Origin of the sequence: Rhizobium sp. BK112 (assembly GCF_014193215.1) — a bacterium.
Taxonomy (GTDB): Bacteria; Pseudomonadota; Alphaproteobacteria; order Rhizobiales; family Rhizobiaceae; genus Rhizobium; species Rhizobium anhuiense.
Window position 1 is genome coordinate 366,938 of the sequence record NZ_JACHYZ010000005.1, and the last position, 16,307, is coordinate 383,244.

Annotated in this window: 16 protein-coding genes; 6 read left to right on the forward strand and 10 right to left on the reverse strand. The window is 60.4% G+C overall.

Translation table 11 applies throughout. From position 1 onward, the window contains the following. Positions 1 to 23 precede the first annotated feature (23 nt). The 4 genes from FHT75_RS17280 to ald form a co-directional block, all read right to left on the reverse strand. Positions 24 to 572, reverse strand: coding sequence for a flavin reductase family protein (locus FHT75_RS17280; RefSeq protein WP_183845030.1), 549 nt, complete (start codon positions 570 to 572; stop codon positions 24 to 26). Between the two features lie 67 nt (positions 573 to 639). Then, positions 640 to 1,389 carry an SDR family oxidoreductase gene (locus FHT75_RS17285; protein ID WP_183845029.1) on the reverse strand — a complete coding sequence of 250 codons (750 nt, stop codon included), beginning with the start codon at positions 1,387 to 1,389 and terminating at the stop codon, positions 640 to 642. Between the two features lie 250 nt (positions 1,390 to 1,639). Continuing rightward, positions 1,640 to 2,569 carry a helix-turn-helix domain-containing protein gene (locus FHT75_RS17290; protein ID WP_183845028.1) on the reverse strand — a complete coding sequence of 310 codons (930 nt, stop codon included), beginning with the start codon at positions 2,567 to 2,569 and terminating at the stop codon, positions 1,640 to 1,642. 227 nt (positions 2,570 to 2,796) lie between these two features. Further along, positions 2,797 to 3,915, reverse strand: a complete 1,119-nt coding sequence (gene ald / locus FHT75_RS17295) for an alanine dehydrogenase (protein ID WP_028757383.1) — start codon at positions 3,913 to 3,915, stop codon at positions 2,797 to 2,799. Positions 3,916 to 4,070: 155 nt separating this feature from the next. Here ald and FHT75_RS17300 point away from each other — a divergent pair, with 155 nt between their 5' ends. From FHT75_RS17300 to FHT75_RS17315, 4 genes are all read left to right on the forward strand, one after another. Next, the gene (locus FHT75_RS17300) at positions 4,071 to 4,532 is read left to right on the forward strand and encodes an Lrp/AsnC family transcriptional regulator (protein WP_028757384.1); all 462 of its coding nucleotides are present in this window, start codon (positions 4,071 to 4,073) and stop codon (positions 4,530 to 4,532) included. Positions 4,533 to 4,604: 72 nt separating this feature from the next. Next, positions 4,605 to 5,486 (forward strand): DMT family transporter, encoded by an 882-nt coding sequence (locus FHT75_RS17305; RefSeq protein ID WP_029867983.1) that lies wholly within the window; start codon positions 4,605 to 4,607, stop codon positions 5,484 to 5,486. 84 nt (positions 5,487 to 5,570) lie between these two features. Next, on the forward strand, positions 5,571 to 5,975 hold the full coding sequence (locus tag FHT75_RS17310; protein ID WP_028757386.1) for a PilZ domain-containing protein: 405 nt from the start codon (positions 5,571 to 5,573) through the stop codon (positions 5,973 to 5,975). 341 nt (positions 5,976 to 6,316) lie between these two features. Beyond that, positions 6,317 to 8,305 carry a bifunctional 2',3'-cyclic-nucleotide 2'-phosphodiesterase/3'-nucleotidase gene (locus FHT75_RS17315; RefSeq protein ID WP_183845027.1) on the forward strand — a complete coding sequence of 663 codons (1,989 nt, stop codon included), beginning with the start codon at positions 6,317 to 6,319 and terminating at the stop codon, positions 8,303 to 8,305. Between the two features lie 98 nt (positions 8,306 to 8,403). Here the strand turns inward: FHT75_RS17315 and FHT75_RS17320 are convergent, their stop codons facing one another. Continuing rightward, positions 8,404 to 9,372 (reverse strand): LysR family transcriptional regulator, encoded by a 969-nt coding sequence (locus FHT75_RS17320; RefSeq protein ID WP_183845026.1) that lies wholly within the window; start codon positions 9,370 to 9,372, stop codon positions 8,404 to 8,406. Positions 9,373 to 9,511: 139 nt separating this feature from the next. Here FHT75_RS17320 and FHT75_RS17325 point away from each other — a divergent pair, with 139 nt between their 5' ends. Then, positions 9,512 to 10,126: an FMN-dependent NADH-azoreductase gene (locus FHT75_RS17325; protein WP_183845025.1), complete on the forward strand. Its 615-nt coding sequence runs from the start codon at positions 9,512 to 9,514 to the stop codon at positions 10,124 to 10,126. 48 nt (positions 10,127 to 10,174) lie between these two features. On the opposite strand, the gene FHT75_RS17330 is transcribed toward FHT75_RS17325, so the two are convergent. Next, positions 10,175 to 10,750, reverse strand: coding sequence for a TetR/AcrR family transcriptional regulator (locus FHT75_RS17330; RefSeq protein ID WP_063475410.1), 576 nt, complete (start codon positions 10,748 to 10,750; stop codon positions 10,175 to 10,177). A 108-nt stretch (positions 10,751 to 10,858) separates the two neighbouring features. Between FHT75_RS17330 and FHT75_RS17335 the strand changes: the two genes are divergently transcribed. Continuing rightward, a complete protein-coding gene (locus FHT75_RS17335) occupies positions 10,859 to 11,635 on the forward strand; it encodes an SDR family oxidoreductase (protein ID WP_183845024.1) in 777 nt (258 codons plus the stop codon). Between the two features lie 81 nt (positions 11,636 to 11,716). Here the strand turns inward: FHT75_RS17335 and FHT75_RS17340 are convergent, their stop codons facing one another. From FHT75_RS17340 to ilvA, 4 genes are all read right to left on the reverse strand, one after another. After that, positions 11,717 to 12,934 (reverse strand): MFS transporter, encoded by a 1,218-nt coding sequence (locus FHT75_RS17340; protein WP_183845023.1) that lies wholly within the window; start codon positions 12,932 to 12,934, stop codon positions 11,717 to 11,719. Positions 12,935 to 13,137: 203 nt separating this feature from the next. Beyond that, the gene (locus tag FHT75_RS17345; protein WP_183845022.1) at positions 13,138 to 14,409 is read right to left on the reverse strand and encodes a sensor domain-containing diguanylate cyclase; all 1,272 of its coding nucleotides are present in this window, start codon (positions 14,407 to 14,409) and stop codon (positions 13,138 to 13,140) included. A 254-nt stretch (positions 14,410 to 14,663) separates the two neighbouring features. Next, positions 14,664 to 14,990, reverse strand: coding sequence for an HlyU family transcriptional regulator (locus FHT75_RS17350; protein ID WP_029867973.1), 327 nt, complete (start codon positions 14,988 to 14,990; stop codon positions 14,664 to 14,666). 37 nt (positions 14,991 to 15,027) lie between these two features. Then, a complete protein-coding gene (gene ilvA, locus FHT75_RS17355; protein ID WP_183845021.1) occupies positions 15,028 to 16,278 on the reverse strand; it encodes a threonine ammonia-lyase in 1,251 nt (416 codons plus the stop codon). Positions 16,279 to 16,307: the final 29 nt, after the last annotated feature.

The window sequence follows — 16,307 nt, forward strand, 5'->3', positions numbered from 1 at the left end:
TATTTTGCGTGCGGCGGCGCGCCTTATGGCAAGTGCCGCCACTTAACCATGCGCTTCCGGAGATCGAGTGTGCCGCCATCCACGGTGAAGCTGCCGTCGCCACGATGATGCATGGTCCGCCGTTCCTTGCGGGTCTCGTCGATCCAGATCCTCTTCGCTTCGAGGATGAAGAGATTGTATCGATCGACGAGGCTCGGATCGGCAACACGGCATTCGATATTGGCAAGGCAGTCCACCAGCAACGGCGCCGCGACATCCTTTGCTGGACGAGTCCCCAAGCTGAACCGCTCGAACTTGTCCACCGTGTCACCGGAGCAATTGCCGATGTCCACCACGGTTTCGGCAAGATCGGTGGCTGGAATCGCAATCACGCATTCGCCGGTCTTTTTCAAAGTCTGGTGGCTGAAGTCCCAGGGGCCGATGACGCAACCGATCAGCGGCGGTGCGTGCTGGACCATCATGTGAAAACCCATTGTCATCACATTGGGCGTTCCCTCAAGGCTCGTCGTCACAAGAACGATCGGGCCCGGTTCGAGCAGGCGATAGGCCTGGGAAGCGGAAATCTCTTTCATCGTGCGGTTCCTTCGCGAGTTTCTTCCCCGCACGTATGCAGGGAAGCTGAAAGACCTTCTGGCGTGGTTACCAGCCCTGTTCGACCGGCAGAACGAAGAGTTCCGCGACATTCACATGTGCGGGCGCCTGCGCGGCAAAGACGATGGTGTCGCCGATGTCCTCGCCCTGCAGGAACGTCATTTGCTTGGCAAGGTCGTCCATCTGCTTGATATAGCCGGGTTGGGTGATGTGATCGTACAGCTCGGTCGCCACGGCACCCGGCTGGATGCAGGTCACCCGAATATTGTGCTTCTGGCCCACTTCCATGCGCAGGCCGTCGGAGAACGCGGCCACCGCGTGCTTGGTGGCGCAATAGACCGACAGGCCTTTGAAGACCTTGCGGCCAGCGATCGACGACATGTTGAAGATGTGGCCGGAATGCTGATTGATCATCTGCGGCAGAACGGCAGCCGTGGTATTCAGCAGGCCCTTCACATTGACGTCGACCATCCGGTGCCATTCGTCGACCTTGAACTGATCGACATCCGAAAGCGGCATCAGACCGGCATTGTTGACGAGAATGTCGATCGAACCATAGGCACCCACCAGCTTTTTGACGCCGGCTTCGACGGAGGCTGGATCGACCACGTCCATTTCGATCACAAGGGCTTCACCGCCCCTAGAGGCGATCTCCTTTTGGAGGCCTTCAAGTTTGCCGGTGCGACGGGCGGCGATCCCAACCTTTGCGCCGGCCTCGGCGAGCTTCAACGCGGTAGCGGCGCCGATGCCGCTCGAGGCGCCGGTGACCAGCGCGATTTTTCCATTGATATTCGTCATGGTTTATCTCCTTGCCTGGCGCCCTTCCAACCGAAAGGACGGTCGTGTTCGACAAGGAGGAACATAAGGAAGCGGGCATGATCCCTCTCTCGGGACCTTGCGGGACCTGTCGGGATCTTGCTCAAAACCGCAAGGACCAAGCTGAATTCCTAAAGCATGCCACGCAAAACTGTGCAGCGATTTTGCGAGACATGCGCAAAAACAAAGACCTAAAAGCGCAAGGAGCGAATTTGAAAGATCGCGACGCGTTTTAACTGCGACGGTAGTCGCTGGGGGAGACGCCGGCCTCCCGGCGGAAAATCTGAGCAAAATGGCTGGGGCTCGAATACCCCACGGACATGCCGATCTCGATGATGCTCGTGCTGGTTTCCTGCAGAAGTTGCTGGGCTTTGGCTATGCGTTGGCGAATGAAATAATGGGATGGGGAAAGGCCGGTGGCTTTCTTGAAGAGGCGGCTGAAGTGAAAAGCGCTCATGCCGGCCGTTTGCGCCAGACGTGCCAGATCAAACGGCTCTTGAAGGTTGGCTTCCATGAATGCGATGGCCCGCCGTAGCTTGGCGCCCGGGAGGGCATTTGACGGCCGTGTCTCTGCATCAAATGTTGCATATTGTCGAATAAGATGAACAGCGAGCGTCTGCGCCAATCCCTGCACGAAGAGCCGACTTCCCTGCCCTTCTGCCGTCAATTCAGCATGGATCAGTTCCAGCATGGTGGAAAGATGCTGGTCGCGGCCGCCAGATACGTCGCGCAGGCGCATGGCGCTGGCAGCCTTGCCGAGAACCCCTTCCGCCACCCGGTCGAACAACGGAACGGAGAGATAGAGATGCATTACCTGGAAAGGTTCGTCTCCCTCGGCATGCCAGCGCATTTCGTATGGCGTGGGCGACCGCGTCAGAAAAAAGTCCCCAACTCTGACTGTATTGGCCTCCCACTCCCCACCCAGATCGCGTTCCTCGACACATGCTTGACCTGAGATCACCCAAACAACGAGAGGCTCGGCGACTGCCGGAACAAGAAAGGGGTGTTGCACCTTCAGGCGGGAAAACACCTGCACGAATATGTCGGTCCAGGCTGGGCCATCCCCGCTGACGAGTGTTCTGCCGGCAATATATGTTTCGAGCCCGGTAGGTGACGTTCGAAGCGGAACCGGCGATGTTTGCTCTCGACTCTCAACCGTCATTGCTGCTCCGTTGGATGGCGACTGCACATCGGCATGATACGATGGCAACTGTTCGGGAGGGACACAACTCATCGCGCTGCCTGACGAGGAAAACCATAGCTCCAACGCCGCCGACGGTCGCGGTTCGATTACAGGTGCGCCGTCATACAAAGAAGGCGGCATCCCTTCGGATACCGCCCTGCCGATCGAAGAATAATGCTGTAAGCCATCACCTTGAGTGAGATAGCTTACGCTACGTTCAGTACGCTCTCCGGCGCGAAGGCTTCGTAACCCAGTGCGTCGGCGACCGGCTTGCTGGTGATGCGGCCCTTGTGGACGTTGAGACCATTCCTCAGATGCTTGTCTTCGGCGATGGCGCGCAGGCCGCGATCGGCAAGCGCCAGACCATGAACCAGCGTGGCATTGTTCAGCGCATGCGCCGAGGTGACCGGCACGGCGCCCGGCATGTTGGCGACGCAATAATGCACGACGCCGTCAACCTCATAGGTCGGATCGGAATGGGTCGTCGCATGCGAGGTCTCGAAGCAGCCGCCCTGGTCGATGGCGACATCGACAATGACGGAGCCCTTCTTCATGCCGGAAAGCATTTCCCGGGTGACGAGCTTCGGAGCGGCAGCGCCGGGGATCAGCACCGCGCCGATAATCAGGTCGGCCGAAAAGACTTCCTCCTCCAGCGCCTGGATGCTGGAATAACGGGTGTGGATGCGGCCGGAAAAGATATCGTCGAGCTGGCGTAGGCGCGGCAGCGACTTGTCGAGGATGCTGACATCGGCGCCGAGACCGGCGGCCATCCGGGCCGCATGCAGGCCGACGACGCCGCCGCCGATCACCGCGACCTTGGCCGGCAGCACGCCGGGTACGCCGCCGAGCAGGACGCCGAGGCCGCCGTTGGCTTTCTGCAGCGCGGTCGCTCCTGCCTGGATCGACAGGCGTCCTGCCACTTCCGACATCGGCGCCAGCAGCGGCAGGCCGCCGCGCTCATCGGTCACCGTCTCATAGGCAATCGCGGTCACCCCGGAGGCGATCAGACCCTTGGTCTGTTCGGGATCCGGCGCCAGATGCAGATAGGTGTAGAGAAGCTGACCGTCGCGGAGTTGCGCCCATTCGGAGGGCTGCGGCTCCTTCACCTTGACGATCATGTCGCACTTTTCGAAGATATCCTTGGCGGAGGCGGCGATCTTGGCGCCAGCCGCGGCATAGGCTGCATCATCGGCGCCGATGCCGGTGCCCGCCTTGGTCTCGACCCAGACTTCGTGCCCGTGGGCGACATATTCGCGCACCGAAGCCGGCGTCAGGCCGACGCGATATTCATGATTCTTGATTTCCTTCGGGCAACCGACACGCATTGGCGTTCCTCTCATGTCACTCCGCAGTCGCGGATCTCCTCAGACGATGAATCCAATCATCAAGGGCACGAAATGTCCTTGCAAAGACGATTTGCACAGATGCGTTTTTTCGGTGATTATTGTGCAATACCCCTCCTTTTTCGAAGGTTCTTCGAATGGCCGATCTCGACACCATCGATCTTGCGATTCTAAAGGTGCTGCAGGCCGATGCCCGCATCACCAATGCCGAGCTTGCCGAAAGGATCGGACTGTCGCCTTCGGCCTGTTCACGCCGGCTCGATATCTTGGAAAGAAGCGGCGTCATCGACGGCTACCATGCCCGCCTTTCACACAAGGCGCTCGACTACAAGATGATCGCCATCGTGCATATCTCGCTCTCCGGCCAGTTCGCCAAGACGCTGGCCGAATTCGAAGCGGCGGTGAAGCTCTGCCCCAACGTGCTCGTTTGCTACCTGATGTCGGGCGAATACGATTATATCCTGCGTGTCGCCGCGCGCGATCTCGAGGATTATGAGCGCATCCACCGCGACTGGCTGTCTGCCCTGCCCCACGTCGTCAAGATCAATTCCAGTTTCGCGCTCAGAGAAATCATCGACAGGCCGAATGTCGGCCTTTGAGGCCTTGCATATTCATTGAAAGCCTGCCCAGACTTTCGGTGCGCGCGGGCGTTTCCCGCTCAACGGCATGTCATGACATCGAAGACCCACGGCTATATTTTCGCCCTGCTGGCAATCACCATCTTCTCCTTGCAGGACGCGATCTCGAAACATCTGGCATCGACCTATCCGCCGATCTTCGTGACGATGATCCGCTACTGGGCTTTCGCGCTCTTCACGATCATTCTCGCCTCGAAGATGCGCGGCGGTCTCAAGGCGACGGCCCGCACCAAACGGCCTTTCTTGCAGGTGACGCGCGGCGTTCTGCTTGCGATTCAGGTGGTTCTCGCCATCACCTGTTTTGCCATGATCGGCCTTGCCCGTTCACAGGCGATCTTTTCCGCGACGCCGATCCTGATCGCGCTGCTGGCAATGCCGATCCTCGGCGAGCGGGTCGGGTGGCGGCGGTGGGCGGCGATCGGCGCCGGACTATTCGGGGTGTTGCTGATCCTGAAGCCGGAAGGCGAATTTTTCGACCTCAAGCTGCTTCTGGCCGTCATTTCCTGCTTCAACTTCGCCTTCTATGTCATCGCCACCCGCCTGGTCAGCCGCGACGATTCGTCGATGACCAGCTTCTTCTATACCGGCGTCGTCGGCGGCGTCACGATGACGCTGGTCGGACCATTCTACTGGAGTTGGATGTCGCCGGGCGACTGGGGCTGGATGGCGCTCGTCTGCATGACCAGCATCTCCAGCCATTATTTCCTCATTCGCGCCTACGATATTCTCGATGCTGCCGCCGTCCAGCCGCTGACCTATCTGTCACTTGTCTACGCCTCGATCATCGGCATGGTGATCTATGACGAAACGCTCAGCATCAACATGATCGTCGGCTCGGCGATCGTGGTCGCCGCCGGCATCTTCACGGTCTGGCGCGAACATGTGGTGGGACGCAGAGCCGCCGCGGCAAACTGACGGTTTCACTGCAATTTTAGCCAAGCCCCTAAAACCATTTCAATTTTCGGGCGCTATGTTCCCTCGCTGTAGAAGGGAGACAGTATGACTCGTAATTTGAAAATCACGGCCCGAAAGGCCGACCGGAAAAGCTGCCGCGTTTTCGGCCATGTCAAATATCTGAACAGCCAGGTGGATGCCCGCATTCTCAACCTATCGGTAACCGGCGCCGCCCTGGAGATGAAAGGGCCGTTCCATGCCGCCTCCGGCAGCAAGGTGCGGATCGAGGCCGAAAACCTCGGGCTGCTCGAAGGCGTCATCCGCTGGAAGCACAACGGCCGCGTCGGCATCCAGTTCGACGTGAATTCGAATGCGCGGGCACAGGTCTCCTCCTATTTCCGCTTCTTCCATAAGGAACTGCGGCCGGTATTGGCGACCCGCCCGTTGACCATATCAGGCGCCAATGGCGATCGGACGCCTCACTTGGCGGCATCGACACTGAAATCGTAAGGCTGCACCGCCTTTGCCCTGAAGGAGCGGCTAAGATCGTTCCAGTAGCTGCGGTTGACGTTGACGTCGAGGGTGACCGCCCCTTGCGTCTACGACAGCCTGACGCCCCCGAAGTCGATGGGGGCGCTCTTGGCGTTGACGGCGGAGCAGGATCGATCCTGCCGATGATCCGTCCCCGATGAAATTTCAGCCGGGCCACTGCACCATAAATTGTATTTCGGAGCCACGCTGCTTTCCCGGCGGATTGTTTTGACGTCCTGTCATTTTCGCAGTGTACTCCACGGCAAATCGTCCTAATTCTGACGGGCCGGACGATGCATGATCCTTGAAGGAGAGTTTCCATGTCTTCTATTTTCGATGTTGGCGTAATGAGCCGCCGTTCCCTGCTCGGCGGCCTCGCCGCCACTTCCGCCCTGGTGCTGCTGCACCCCTTCAGCGCGCGGGCCAGCGCAAACCAGGCGCATCTGAGGCTGATGGAAACGACGGATATTCACGTCAACGTCTTCCCCTATGACTATTATGCCGACAAGCCGAACGACACGATGGGTCTTGCGCGCACCGGGACGATCATCGACGGCATCCGCGCCGAGGCCGTCAACTCGCTGCTGATCGACAATGGAGACGTGCTGCAGGGCAATCCGATGGGCGACTACATGGCCTATCAGCACGGCATGAAGGAGGGCGACGTCCATCCGGTGATCAAGGCGATGAACACGCTCGGCTATACCGTGGGAACGCTCGGGAATCACGAGTTCAACTACGGCCTCGACTTCATGTTCAAGGTACTCTCGGGCGCGAACTTCCCCTTCGTCTGCGCCAACCTGACCAAGGGCCAGCTTGCCTCGGACCCGAAGCAGGACGACCTCTTCTTCAAGCCCTACGTCATCTTGGAAAAACAGATCAAGGACGGCGCCGGCAATGAGAGCCCGGTCAAGATCGGCTTCATCGGCTTCGTCCCGCCGCAGATCATGCTCTGGGACATCAAGAACCTCGAAGGCAAGGCGCAGACGCGCGATATCGTCGAGGCCGCCAAGGCCTGGGTTCCCGCCATGAAGGAGGCCGGCGCCGATATCATCATCGCACTCTCCCATTCCGGCATCGACGGCAGCGCACCGTCCGAAAAGATGGAAAACGCCTCACTGCATCTGGCCGCCGTCGACGGGATCGACGCGATCTTCACTGGTCACCAGCATCTCGTCTTCCCCGGCCCGAAGAGCTGGGACGGCATCGCCAATACCGATCCGGTCAAGGGCACCCTCCATGGCAAGCCCACCGTGATGGCCGGCTTCTGGGGCTCGCATCTCGGCCTGATCGACCTGCTGCTCGAAAAGGACGGCAATAGCTGGAAGATCGTCGATTTCACCGCGGAAGCGCGGCCGATCTATCATCGCGACGACAAGAAGAAGGTGGTGGCCGATTACGCCGACAAGAAGGAAGTGGTCGAGGCCGCCAAGGCCGAACACGAAGCGACCCTTGCCTATGTCCGCACCCCGGTCGGCAAGACGTCCGCACCGCTCTACTCCTACTTCGCGCTGGTCGCCGACGACCCCTCGGTGCAGGTCGTCTCACAGGCGCAGACCTGGTACATCAGGCAGATGCTCGCCGACACCGCTTTCAAGGACCTGCCGGTGCTTTCGGCGGCGGCTCCCTTCAAGGCCGGCGGGCGTGGCGGCGCCGACTATTATACCGACGTTCCAGCCGGCAATATCGCCATCAAGAACGTCGCCGATCTCTATCTCTACCCGAACACGGTGCAGGCTGTCGCCATCACCGGCGCACAGGTGAAGAACTGGCTCGAAATGTCGGCCGGCATGTTCAATCACATCGAAGCGGGCTCGAAGGACGCGCCGCTGCTCAACAGCGACTTCCCGTCCTATAATTTCGACGTGATCGACGGGGTCACCTACCAGATCGACCTGTCGCAGCCGCCGAAATATGATTCATCCGGCAAGGCGATCAATCCAGACGCCAACCGCATCCAGAACCTCGCCTTCGATGGCAAGCCGATCGATCCGGCCCAAAAGTTCGTCGTCGTCTCGAACAATTACCGCGCCGGCGGCGGCGGCAATTTCCCGGAGATCACCGCAGACAAGGTGATCTTCCAGGCGCCGGATACCAACCGCGACGTCATCGTCCGCTATATCCATGACCAGGGCACGATCAATCCGTCGGCCGACGCAAACTGGACCTTCAAACCGCTTCCCGGTACGACCGCGACCTTCGAAAGTGGCCCGAAGGCGAAGCAGTTCCTCGGCGAGGTAAAGAGCGTCAAGATCGAGGATGCCGGCGAAGGCGCCGACGGTTTCTCGAAATTCAGGCTGGTTCTCTAGAGCTCCGTGCGTCCTTTCGGACGCACAAAGGACGCTCTAACACCTTGAATCTACGCATCGAAGGATATGTAGACGAAGGCGCGGCACCCGCGCCTTCGTCATTCTGCCGCGAGCGGTGTCGCGGGTTCCTGGAGTTCGGCCATCTGCGCATGGAAATCGGCCTGGCTCGGGCAATGGGAAAGCCGCGTGCGGAAGGCGTCAATCATCCAGGTGGCGGCAGGTCCGGGCGGGTTGGCGAGCTGGCGCACCGAATATATCGGATACTCCCCCTGTTCATAGGCATCCAGATCGAGATGGACGAGCGTGCCGCTCACGAGATCGTCATGGATCAGGGAAGCCGGGAGGCCGCCCCAGCCAAGACCGGCTTTGATGAGCTGGTGCTTCGTTGCAATATCGCTGACGCGCCAGGTCTTGTAGGACAGAACGTTGAAATCGCGGCCCTTCGTCCGGCCCGACGCATCGGTAACGACGAGCTGCACTTCCTCTCGAACATCGCCCAGCGTCAGCGGCCGGCCAATCCCGGCCAGCGGGTGGTTGCGCGCGGCAACCGGCAACATGAAGGAATGACCGATCCGCTCTGTAACGATCGAATCGTCCTGCTTGACGACTGCGCCGCCAATGCCGATCGTCGCCTTGCCGCTGAGGACGAGATCCATGACCATTCCGAGCTCGCCGACGTTAAGGCTCAACGAAACGGAGGGAAACATCTCGCGGAATTCGCGCAGGACATCCACCATGGCCCGTGACGGCACCATGACGCTGATGGCGACGGACACCTCCGCTTCGAGCCCTTCCCTCAGGCTCTTGACCCGCGCCCGCATGACCTGCAGGTCGCCGAGAATGCGCCGCGCATCCTCCAGCATCGCCTTGCCCGCCTCCGTCAGCTTCGGCTGGCGCGCGCCGGAGCGCTCGAAAAGCGGCACTTCAAGCTGCGCCTCCAGATTGGCGATCGTATAGCTCACGACCGATTGCGCCCGGTTCAGCGCCCGCGAAGCGGCCGAGAAGCTGCCGGTCTCGGCAACGGTCAAAAACACCTGCAATTGGTCCAAAGTTGGGTTCGGAAGCATCTTCCATCCATTCCATCGATAGTTTCGATCGACATTATCACCGTTTTTTCGATAGCAGGCCAGACCTATTTTCCTCGTCGAGACTGCGGCTCACCTCCCAGCAACGGGCCGTCAAATTCAATTCGAAAGGAAATGCACCATGTCGTCCATCCTTCTTCTGACGTCCAGCCCGCGTGCCGAATCCCTCTCGACGCCGATCGCCGTCGATCTCGCCGAAAAGCTGAAGAGCCAGAACCCGGGCAGCGCCATCGTCCGCCGCGATCTGGCCACCAACCCGCTGCCGCATATCGATGACCTCTTTACCGGCGCGATCCGCAAGCCGGCTGAAGCCCGTACCGCCGAAGAAATCGCGGCCATCAAAACCTCCGACGAACTGGTCAACGAGTTGTTTGCCGCCGACACGATCGTCATCAGCACCGGCCTGATCAACTTCAACATCTATTCATCGCTGAAGACCTGGATCGACAACGTCGCTCGCGCCGGCGTGACCTTCAAGTATACGGAAAGCGGCCCGGTCGGCCTCCTGACCGGTAAGAAGGTTTACGTGGTACTTGCTTCCGGTGGGGTCTACTCGCAGGGACCGGCTGCTCCCCTGAACCATGCCGTGCCGTACCTGAAGTCGGTTCTCGGCTTCCTCGGCATCACCGACATCGAGACCATCTATGTCGAAGGCCTGGCCTTCGGACCGGAAGCTGCCGAAAAGGCCATCGACGCCGCCAAGTCGCGCGTCCAGGAAATCGCGCTGGCCGCCTGATCGGCGCCTAAAACGCTCCATGGAACGGCCGGCTTTGCCGGCCGTTTTTCATTTGTCGATACCGGCGACAAAATCCCGGACCGTCGCGAGGATTTCGGCCGAGAGTTCCTCATCGGACGAAATTCTGGCAAGGCCGACGCCGCCGGCCATCATCGCGAAGGCCATGATCGCCTTGCGCCGCCTTTCCCCATCGTCCGCTCCCGCAGCCTTGCCCGCCAATGACGCGAAGTTTCGCCGGAGCCCGTCCGTCGCGATCCCCCGCGCCTTCTCGCCGCTGCGGGATATGTCGGAGGTCAGCGCGGCAAAAGGGCAGCCCTCACCCGGATTGTCACGGTGATAGGCGCTGACATAACGATCGGCGACATCGGCGGCCGTCATCTCCGCGGGGTTGATGCCTTCGGCCTCCAGCTTGCGTCCCCATGAATCGAAAGCGGACTGGATCGCCTCGGCGACCAAATCGTCGCGGGAGGCGAAATGCTTGTAGAAGCCGCCGACGGTCAGTCCGGCTTCCTTCATCAGGTCGGCGACACCGATACCGTCAAGCCCTTCCTCGCGCAGCCGCTTCGACGCGGTCTCGACAATCTTCTCGTGCGTCTTCTGTTTCTCCAGCTGCGAACGGCCCATCCGAAATCTCTCCAGTACTGCTTCTTGACTCATATGGATTACTGTCGTAATCCTGATAGATAGCGATCATAATCTAGATCGTTGCCAATTCCAAGAGGAGCATGAATCATGCGTCTAAGAAACAAGATCGCCCTGATCACCGGCGGGAACAGCGGCATCGGTCTTGCGACCGCCCGAGTCTTCATCGATGAGGGCGCCAGGGTCGTCATCACCGGCCGCAACCCGGAAACGCTCGCCGCTGCCGAAAAAGCGCTCGGGGCAGGCGTGCTGGCGCTGAAGGTCGATATCACCGATGCCGCCGCCACCGAAAAGGCCTTTGCGGAAGCTGCCGGAAAGGTCGGCAAATTCGACATCGTCTTTGCCAATGCCGGCATCGGCGGCGCGACGCCACTCGGCGAAACTTCGCCGGAGCAGTTCAACCAGATCATCAGCACCAATCTGACGGCGGTTTTCTTCACGGTGCAATCGGCCCTGCCGCATCTCAATGACGGCGCTTCAGTGATCCTCAACGGTTCGGTGCATGCCGTGCTCGGCGCTCCCGGCTGGTCGGCCTATGCAGCGACCAAGGCGGCGGTCCGCGCCATGACGCGCAATATGGCGTCCGAACTTGCGCCGCGCGGCATCCGCGTCAATCAGGTAACGCCAGGCGGCACGAAGACGCCGATCTGGTCGCCGATGGCCCAGACGGAAGATGCAATGTCGGCGCTCGAGGCCCGCATCGGCGGCATGAGCCCGCTCGGCCGCATGAGCGAAGCCGACGAAATCGCCAAGGCGGCGCTCTATCTGGCTTCGGATGATTCGGCCAACGTCACCGGCATCGAGATCACCGTCGATGGCGGCATGACGAGCGCCCCCTCCGGCGCCAAGATTTTTCGCGCCGCCTGAACCTGCCGGGCCGGGCAAGTGACCTTGCCCGGCCCCGCCGTCAATCTCCTCGCCGACCCGGTCCGCCGTCCTCGAGCGCTGCTATTTTCTCCTGAGGACGCTTGCTTCGTTTGCGCCTGTCGCGCGCAGGGCAATACGAAACAGGACAAGTGCGAAATTCAGGACGGCAAGCAGGAGCACGACGTACAGCATGGTCTGTACGCCGGAGGAAACGATCAGATTGCCGGCGATCAGCGGAAAGCCGAAGACGCCGATGATATAGGCCAGCGAGAACAACAGAAGTGATTGCGGCATAAGGCCGGCGGGAGCCTCATTGGCAGCCAGGCCGTTGATGACGGAATAGGTCAGCCCATAGCCCAGCCCCAGCATCGCTGCGCCTCCGAGATAGGCAAGCTGACTCGATGTCAGCATCAGGAACAGCAGGATCGATGCCAGCGTCAGGCTGGTCAGGATCAAGAGCGAATAGAGTGGGTCCTTCTTGACCACATAGCCCGCCACGAACAGCCGGCTCAGAATCGCGGCGGACATGAAGCCGATGAAGAACAGGGAGTAGTCGAACCCGTGCGCCTTCGCGTAGCTGGTCTGAAAGCTGGACAGCCCGCCGAACATCGCACCGCCGATGCCGACCATGACGATGGAATAGATGGCCGGCGAAGCAATCACCTCCCGCGTCGCGCCAAACGAGATCTTGTTGACATGCGGCAAGATCTTGCCGGCCTTGGTCAGCCTGATGTGGAGCAAAAAGTAAAGCGCACCGCCGGCGAGACTGGAGAGGAAGGCAAATACGAAGGCTGTCTCGATCGGCATCGACCAGCCGGTGGCAATGCGGCCAATGATCGGTCCAGCGCCGATGCCCGACATCATCGATCCCGAAAGCAGGGCAAAAAACCTGATGCGGTGCACGGGCTCGACGATCGCGGCGACCAGAATGGGTCCGAGCGTATAAAACGCGCCCCAACCGATGCCGAGGATGAAACCGACAATCATCAGGCTCAATCCCGCCGATGGGATGATGGCGAATGCCAGCGCCGATGCCGCAAGAAACAGTCCCGAAACAGCCACCGCCCGCGCCGAGCCGATGGCATCCGCGATGTGGCCGGAGAGGATCACCAGAATGACGGTGCTGACAGTGGCGGCCGAAATGATCAGACCGGCCAGCGCCTCGTCGCCGCCACGCTGACCCACCAGCACCGGGATCAGAAAGGTCACGCCATAAGCGATCGAAAGAAGAAACCCTCCGATACACAAAACGGCGAACTCGCCGCCATCGACTTTCTTCCGTGCCATTAAATCACTCATGTCTCCACGCCCTTCGCAGGAAAACTCATCCGGGATATTGCGGCAATGGAGATCACGTTTGGATTTTACGAACAAGCCGTTTTTATGTTTCCACTAACATATTGAAAATACTGAAATCCAATGACAAATGTTGCGGTTTAAGCAACATCCTCAACATCGAGTTCAGTCAAGTGGGAAGAGTTTCAAAATTAAGGCCAGCCCGACTAATTGAGTTTCACCACGCCTGAGCGGCCGACGACGCAGTTGCGTCCGCTCTTCTTGGCCGCGTAGAGCCTGCCGTCGGCAGCCGTCAGCACGGCGGTGAAATCGACGCCGTCCTCATCGGCGGTCGCAACGCCGATACTGACGGTGACCGGCCTGTCATCCGGCGTCTTGACGCTGGTCGCGATCGTCCAACGCAGGCGCTCGGCGAGCCGCAGCCCCTCCTCGTGGTCAGTGCCTGGGCAGACGGCAACGAATTCCTCGCCGCCGAAGCGGAAGACGCGGTCGCTGGACCGCAGCGTCGTGCCCAATCGGGCGGCGATCGCCTTCAGCACTTCGTCGCCCTGGAGATGGCCGTAGCCGTCATTGACATCCTTGAAGTGATCGGCATCGAGAATGAGGACGGTGGCGAACAGGCCTTGCTTCAGAGCCTCGCGCAGCATCAGCGGCGCTTCCATCTCCATGCGCGTCCGATCGTAGAGGCCGGTGAGCATATCGCGGCCGGTGCGCTCCAGAAGATCGTTGTAGCGCTCGCGGAATGTCAGGTCGCCGAACACGTCGCTGATCGAGCGTGCAGACACGGCCGCCCGACCGCGGCGAATGTAATACTCATAGATGGCGAACATCGCCGCATAGAGGCAGACGGCAAACATCTTTGCCTTCCAGCCGCCCCAGAAGGCGGCGATCGGCACTCCCAAGAAATAATGCAGCGCGGAAAAGAAGCCGATCTGGTCGAAAGTCAGCAGCACGAAGCCTGAAATCAGGAAGCGCAGGACGACGCGGCGGCGGAAGAAGTCGCCGAGTTTTTCGTACAGCAGGATGATGCCGAGCGAATCGACATAGAGCAGCGCCGTGCCCCAGACCATCAGCCAGCCCATCTCCTTGAGGAAATCGACGTCGGGGGTGTGGTCCGGCGACATCTGCAGGGGCTGGTGCAGCTGCAGCACCCCGGCGATGCCGACGGTGAGCAGGTTACCGAGGAACAGGCCATAGATCGGCTGGCGCACCGTCGCGGCATCCTCCTGCAGATAAAGCATCAGGATCATCATCAGCTTGCCGGAGAAGAAGACGGATGAACCCGGCGATACGTCCCCGAACGGCAGCGAGACGTAGAAGACCGCCGCCAGATAGGTCTCCATGAAATGCATGACGCCGAGCGCCGTCAGGAAAACCCCGAGACCGAGCCGATGACGGAAATGCAGAAGCGTCACCATCAGCGCGAAATAGGCGATGGCTTCGACGACGAAGAGAAGGAGGTTGAGTGTCTCCATCACGATAGCTCGGCTCCGGACATCCGCCCTCGGTCTCCTGCCGGCGCGGCGATCGCGACAGCGAATCCTTTGGTCGATCGTCGGAAAAAGTCAAACACGAGGGCGTCCTGCAAATCCTGCAGGAGATACCTTTCACCCCAATCCTTTAAGATTGCGTGAGTGAGATCGCGTTCGCCGGCGGGGGCCCGGGGTCACCCGATTGATAAACAAGAGTAATTGCGGGCCGGCATCGCGTGCTGATCCGGCGGATCCCGATTTCAGACCTGGCGAATTTTTTCGCCGTCGCCAAAGAGTGACGAACCATGCTGATCGATGATCTGATGCGCCTTGCGCACCGTGCATTCGATCGCGTCGTCGGAGGAGGAAAACAGATCGGCGCGAATGAAATTGCGCACCAGAACCTCGTCGCCGACCTTCTTTTCAATGCGGCCGGCAAGGCGATACTGGCTGCCTTCCCTGCGCGGCTCGGCATAGATCGTGCAATCGCCGTAAAGCTGGGGCTCGCCGGAAGGGCCTGCCGCTTCCGTGGCCGGTTTGCCGCCGCCGGAGAACATCGAAAAGATATTTGAAATGAACGAAGCCATGCTCCGCCTTTAGCACGACGGCATCGCTGTCGCCAAGTCAAATGATCAGGTTGGCGAGGATCTCGTTTTCGGTGATATCCTCGTAACCCATGCCGGCAGCTTCGAAATTTCCGATCAGCCGGGCGAAATTCTCAGGCGCCTTGGTTTCGATGCCGATCAGGATCGAGCCGAAATTGCGCGCCGATTTCTTCAGATATTCGAAGCGGGCGATATCGTCGTCGGGACCGAGCAGATTGAGGAAATCCCTGAGCGCGCCGGGGCGCTGGGCGAGCCGCAGGATGAAGTATTTCTTCAGCCCCGCGTAACGCATGGCTCTTTCCTTTACGTCAGGCAGACGCTCGAAATCGAAATTGCCGCCGGAGACGACGGCAACGACGGTCTTGCCGCGGATCGTTTGGCCGTCCATCGCGGCGATCGCCGTCAGCGACAGGGCGCCGGCCGGTTCCAGCACGACGCCTTCGACATTCAGCATCTCCTGAATCGTCACGCAGATGGCGTTCTCCGGCATCAGATGCACTTGGCTCGCCGGGAAATCGCGAAGGGCGGCGAAATTCAGGTCGCCGATACGGGCGACGGCGGCGCCATCGACGAAATTGTCGACCTTGGCCAGCGTCGTCACCTTGCCCGCCTCGATGCTGCGCCTGAGGCTCGGTGCGCCGGCGGGTTCAGTGAAGACGAAGGCCGATTTCGGCACGGTGCCGTCGAGATAACCGGTGATGCCGGCGGCAAGCCCGCCGCCGCCGACCGGCAGGACGACCATGTCGGGCACCGTTCCTTCCGGCAGCTGCTGCATGATTTCCGCGGCGACCGTCGCCTGGCCCTCGATGATGTCCTCATGGTCGAAGGGCGGCACCATGACGCCGCCGACCGCCTCGACATGTTCGCGGGCGGCCTGGTAGCACTGGTCGAAGAAGTCGCCGAACAGCCGGATGGTGATGAATTCGGCGCCGAACATGCGGGTCTTGTCGATCTTCTGCTGCGGTGTCGTCACCGGCATGAAGACGACGCCCGGCACGCCGAAATGGCGGCAGACGAAGGCAAAGCCCTGGGCATGATTGCCGGCCGAGGCGCAGACGAAAGTCTTGCCGGCCGCACCCTGCCCGATCGCCTTGCGGAAGAAATTGAAGGCGCCGCGGATCTTGTAGGAGCGCACCGGCGACAGGTCCTCGCGCTTCAGCCAGATGTCGGCCCCGTAGCGGGCCGACAGATGGTCGTTCAGCTGCAGTGGCGTTGCCGGAAACAGGCTGCGCATTGCCTCTTCGGCGCTTTCGACATCAAGTCTCGTCACGGGCGTGATCCATTCTCATGATTGCAGCG

Excerpts from the sequence above, each read along its gene's own strand:
- FHT75_RS17350 (WP_029867973.1), bottom strand. The coding sequence starts at position 14,990 with ATGGCTTCGTTCATTTCAAATATCTTTTCGATGTTCTCCGGCGGCGGC.
- FHT75_RS17305 (WP_029867983.1), top strand. The coding sequence starts at position 4,605 with ATGACATCGAAGACCCACGGCTATATTTTCGCCCTGCTGGCAATCACC.
- ald (WP_028757383.1), bottom strand. The coding sequence starts at position 3,915 with ATGCGTGTCGGTTGCCCGAAGGAAATCAAGAATCATGAATATCGCGTC.
- FHT75_RS17330 (WP_063475410.1), bottom strand. The coding sequence starts at position 10,750 with ATGGGCCGTTCGCAGCTGGAGAAACAGAAGACGCACGAGAAGATTGTC.
- FHT75_RS17320 (WP_183845026.1), bottom strand. The coding sequence starts at position 9,372 with ATGCTTCCGAACCCAACTTTGGACCAATTGCAGGTGTTTTTGACCGTT.
- FHT75_RS17325 (WP_183845025.1), top strand. The coding sequence starts at position 9,512 with ATGTCGTCCATCCTTCTTCTGACGTCCAGCCCGCGTGCCGAATCCCTC.
- FHT75_RS17335 (WP_183845024.1), top strand. The coding sequence starts at position 10,859 with ATGCGTCTAAGAAACAAGATCGCCCTGATCACCGGCGGGAACAGCGGC.
- FHT75_RS17340 (WP_183845023.1), bottom strand. The coding sequence starts at position 12,934 with ATGAGTGATTTAATGGCACGGAAGAAAGTCGATGGCGGCGAGTTCGCC.
- FHT75_RS17300 (WP_028757384.1), top strand. The coding sequence starts at position 4,071 with ATGGCCGATCTCGACACCATCGATCTTGCGATTCTAAAGGTGCTGCAG.
- FHT75_RS17280 (WP_183845030.1), bottom strand. The coding sequence starts at position 572 with ATGAAAGAGATTTCCGCTTCCCAGGCCTATCGCCTGCTCGAACCGGGC.
- FHT75_RS17285 (WP_183845029.1), bottom strand. The coding sequence starts at position 1,389 with ATGACGAATATCAATGGAAAAATCGCGCTGGTCACCGGCGCCTCGAGC.
- FHT75_RS17290 (WP_183845028.1), bottom strand. The coding sequence starts at position 2,569 with ATGACGGTTGAGAGTCGAGAGCAAACATCGCCGGTTCCGCTTCGAACG.
- FHT75_RS17310 (WP_028757386.1), top strand. The coding sequence starts at position 5,571 with ATGACTCGTAATTTGAAAATCACGGCCCGAAAGGCCGACCGGAAAAGC.
- FHT75_RS17315 (WP_183845027.1), top strand. The coding sequence starts at position 6,317 with ATGTCTTCTATTTTCGATGTTGGCGTAATGAGCCGCCGTTCCCTGCTC.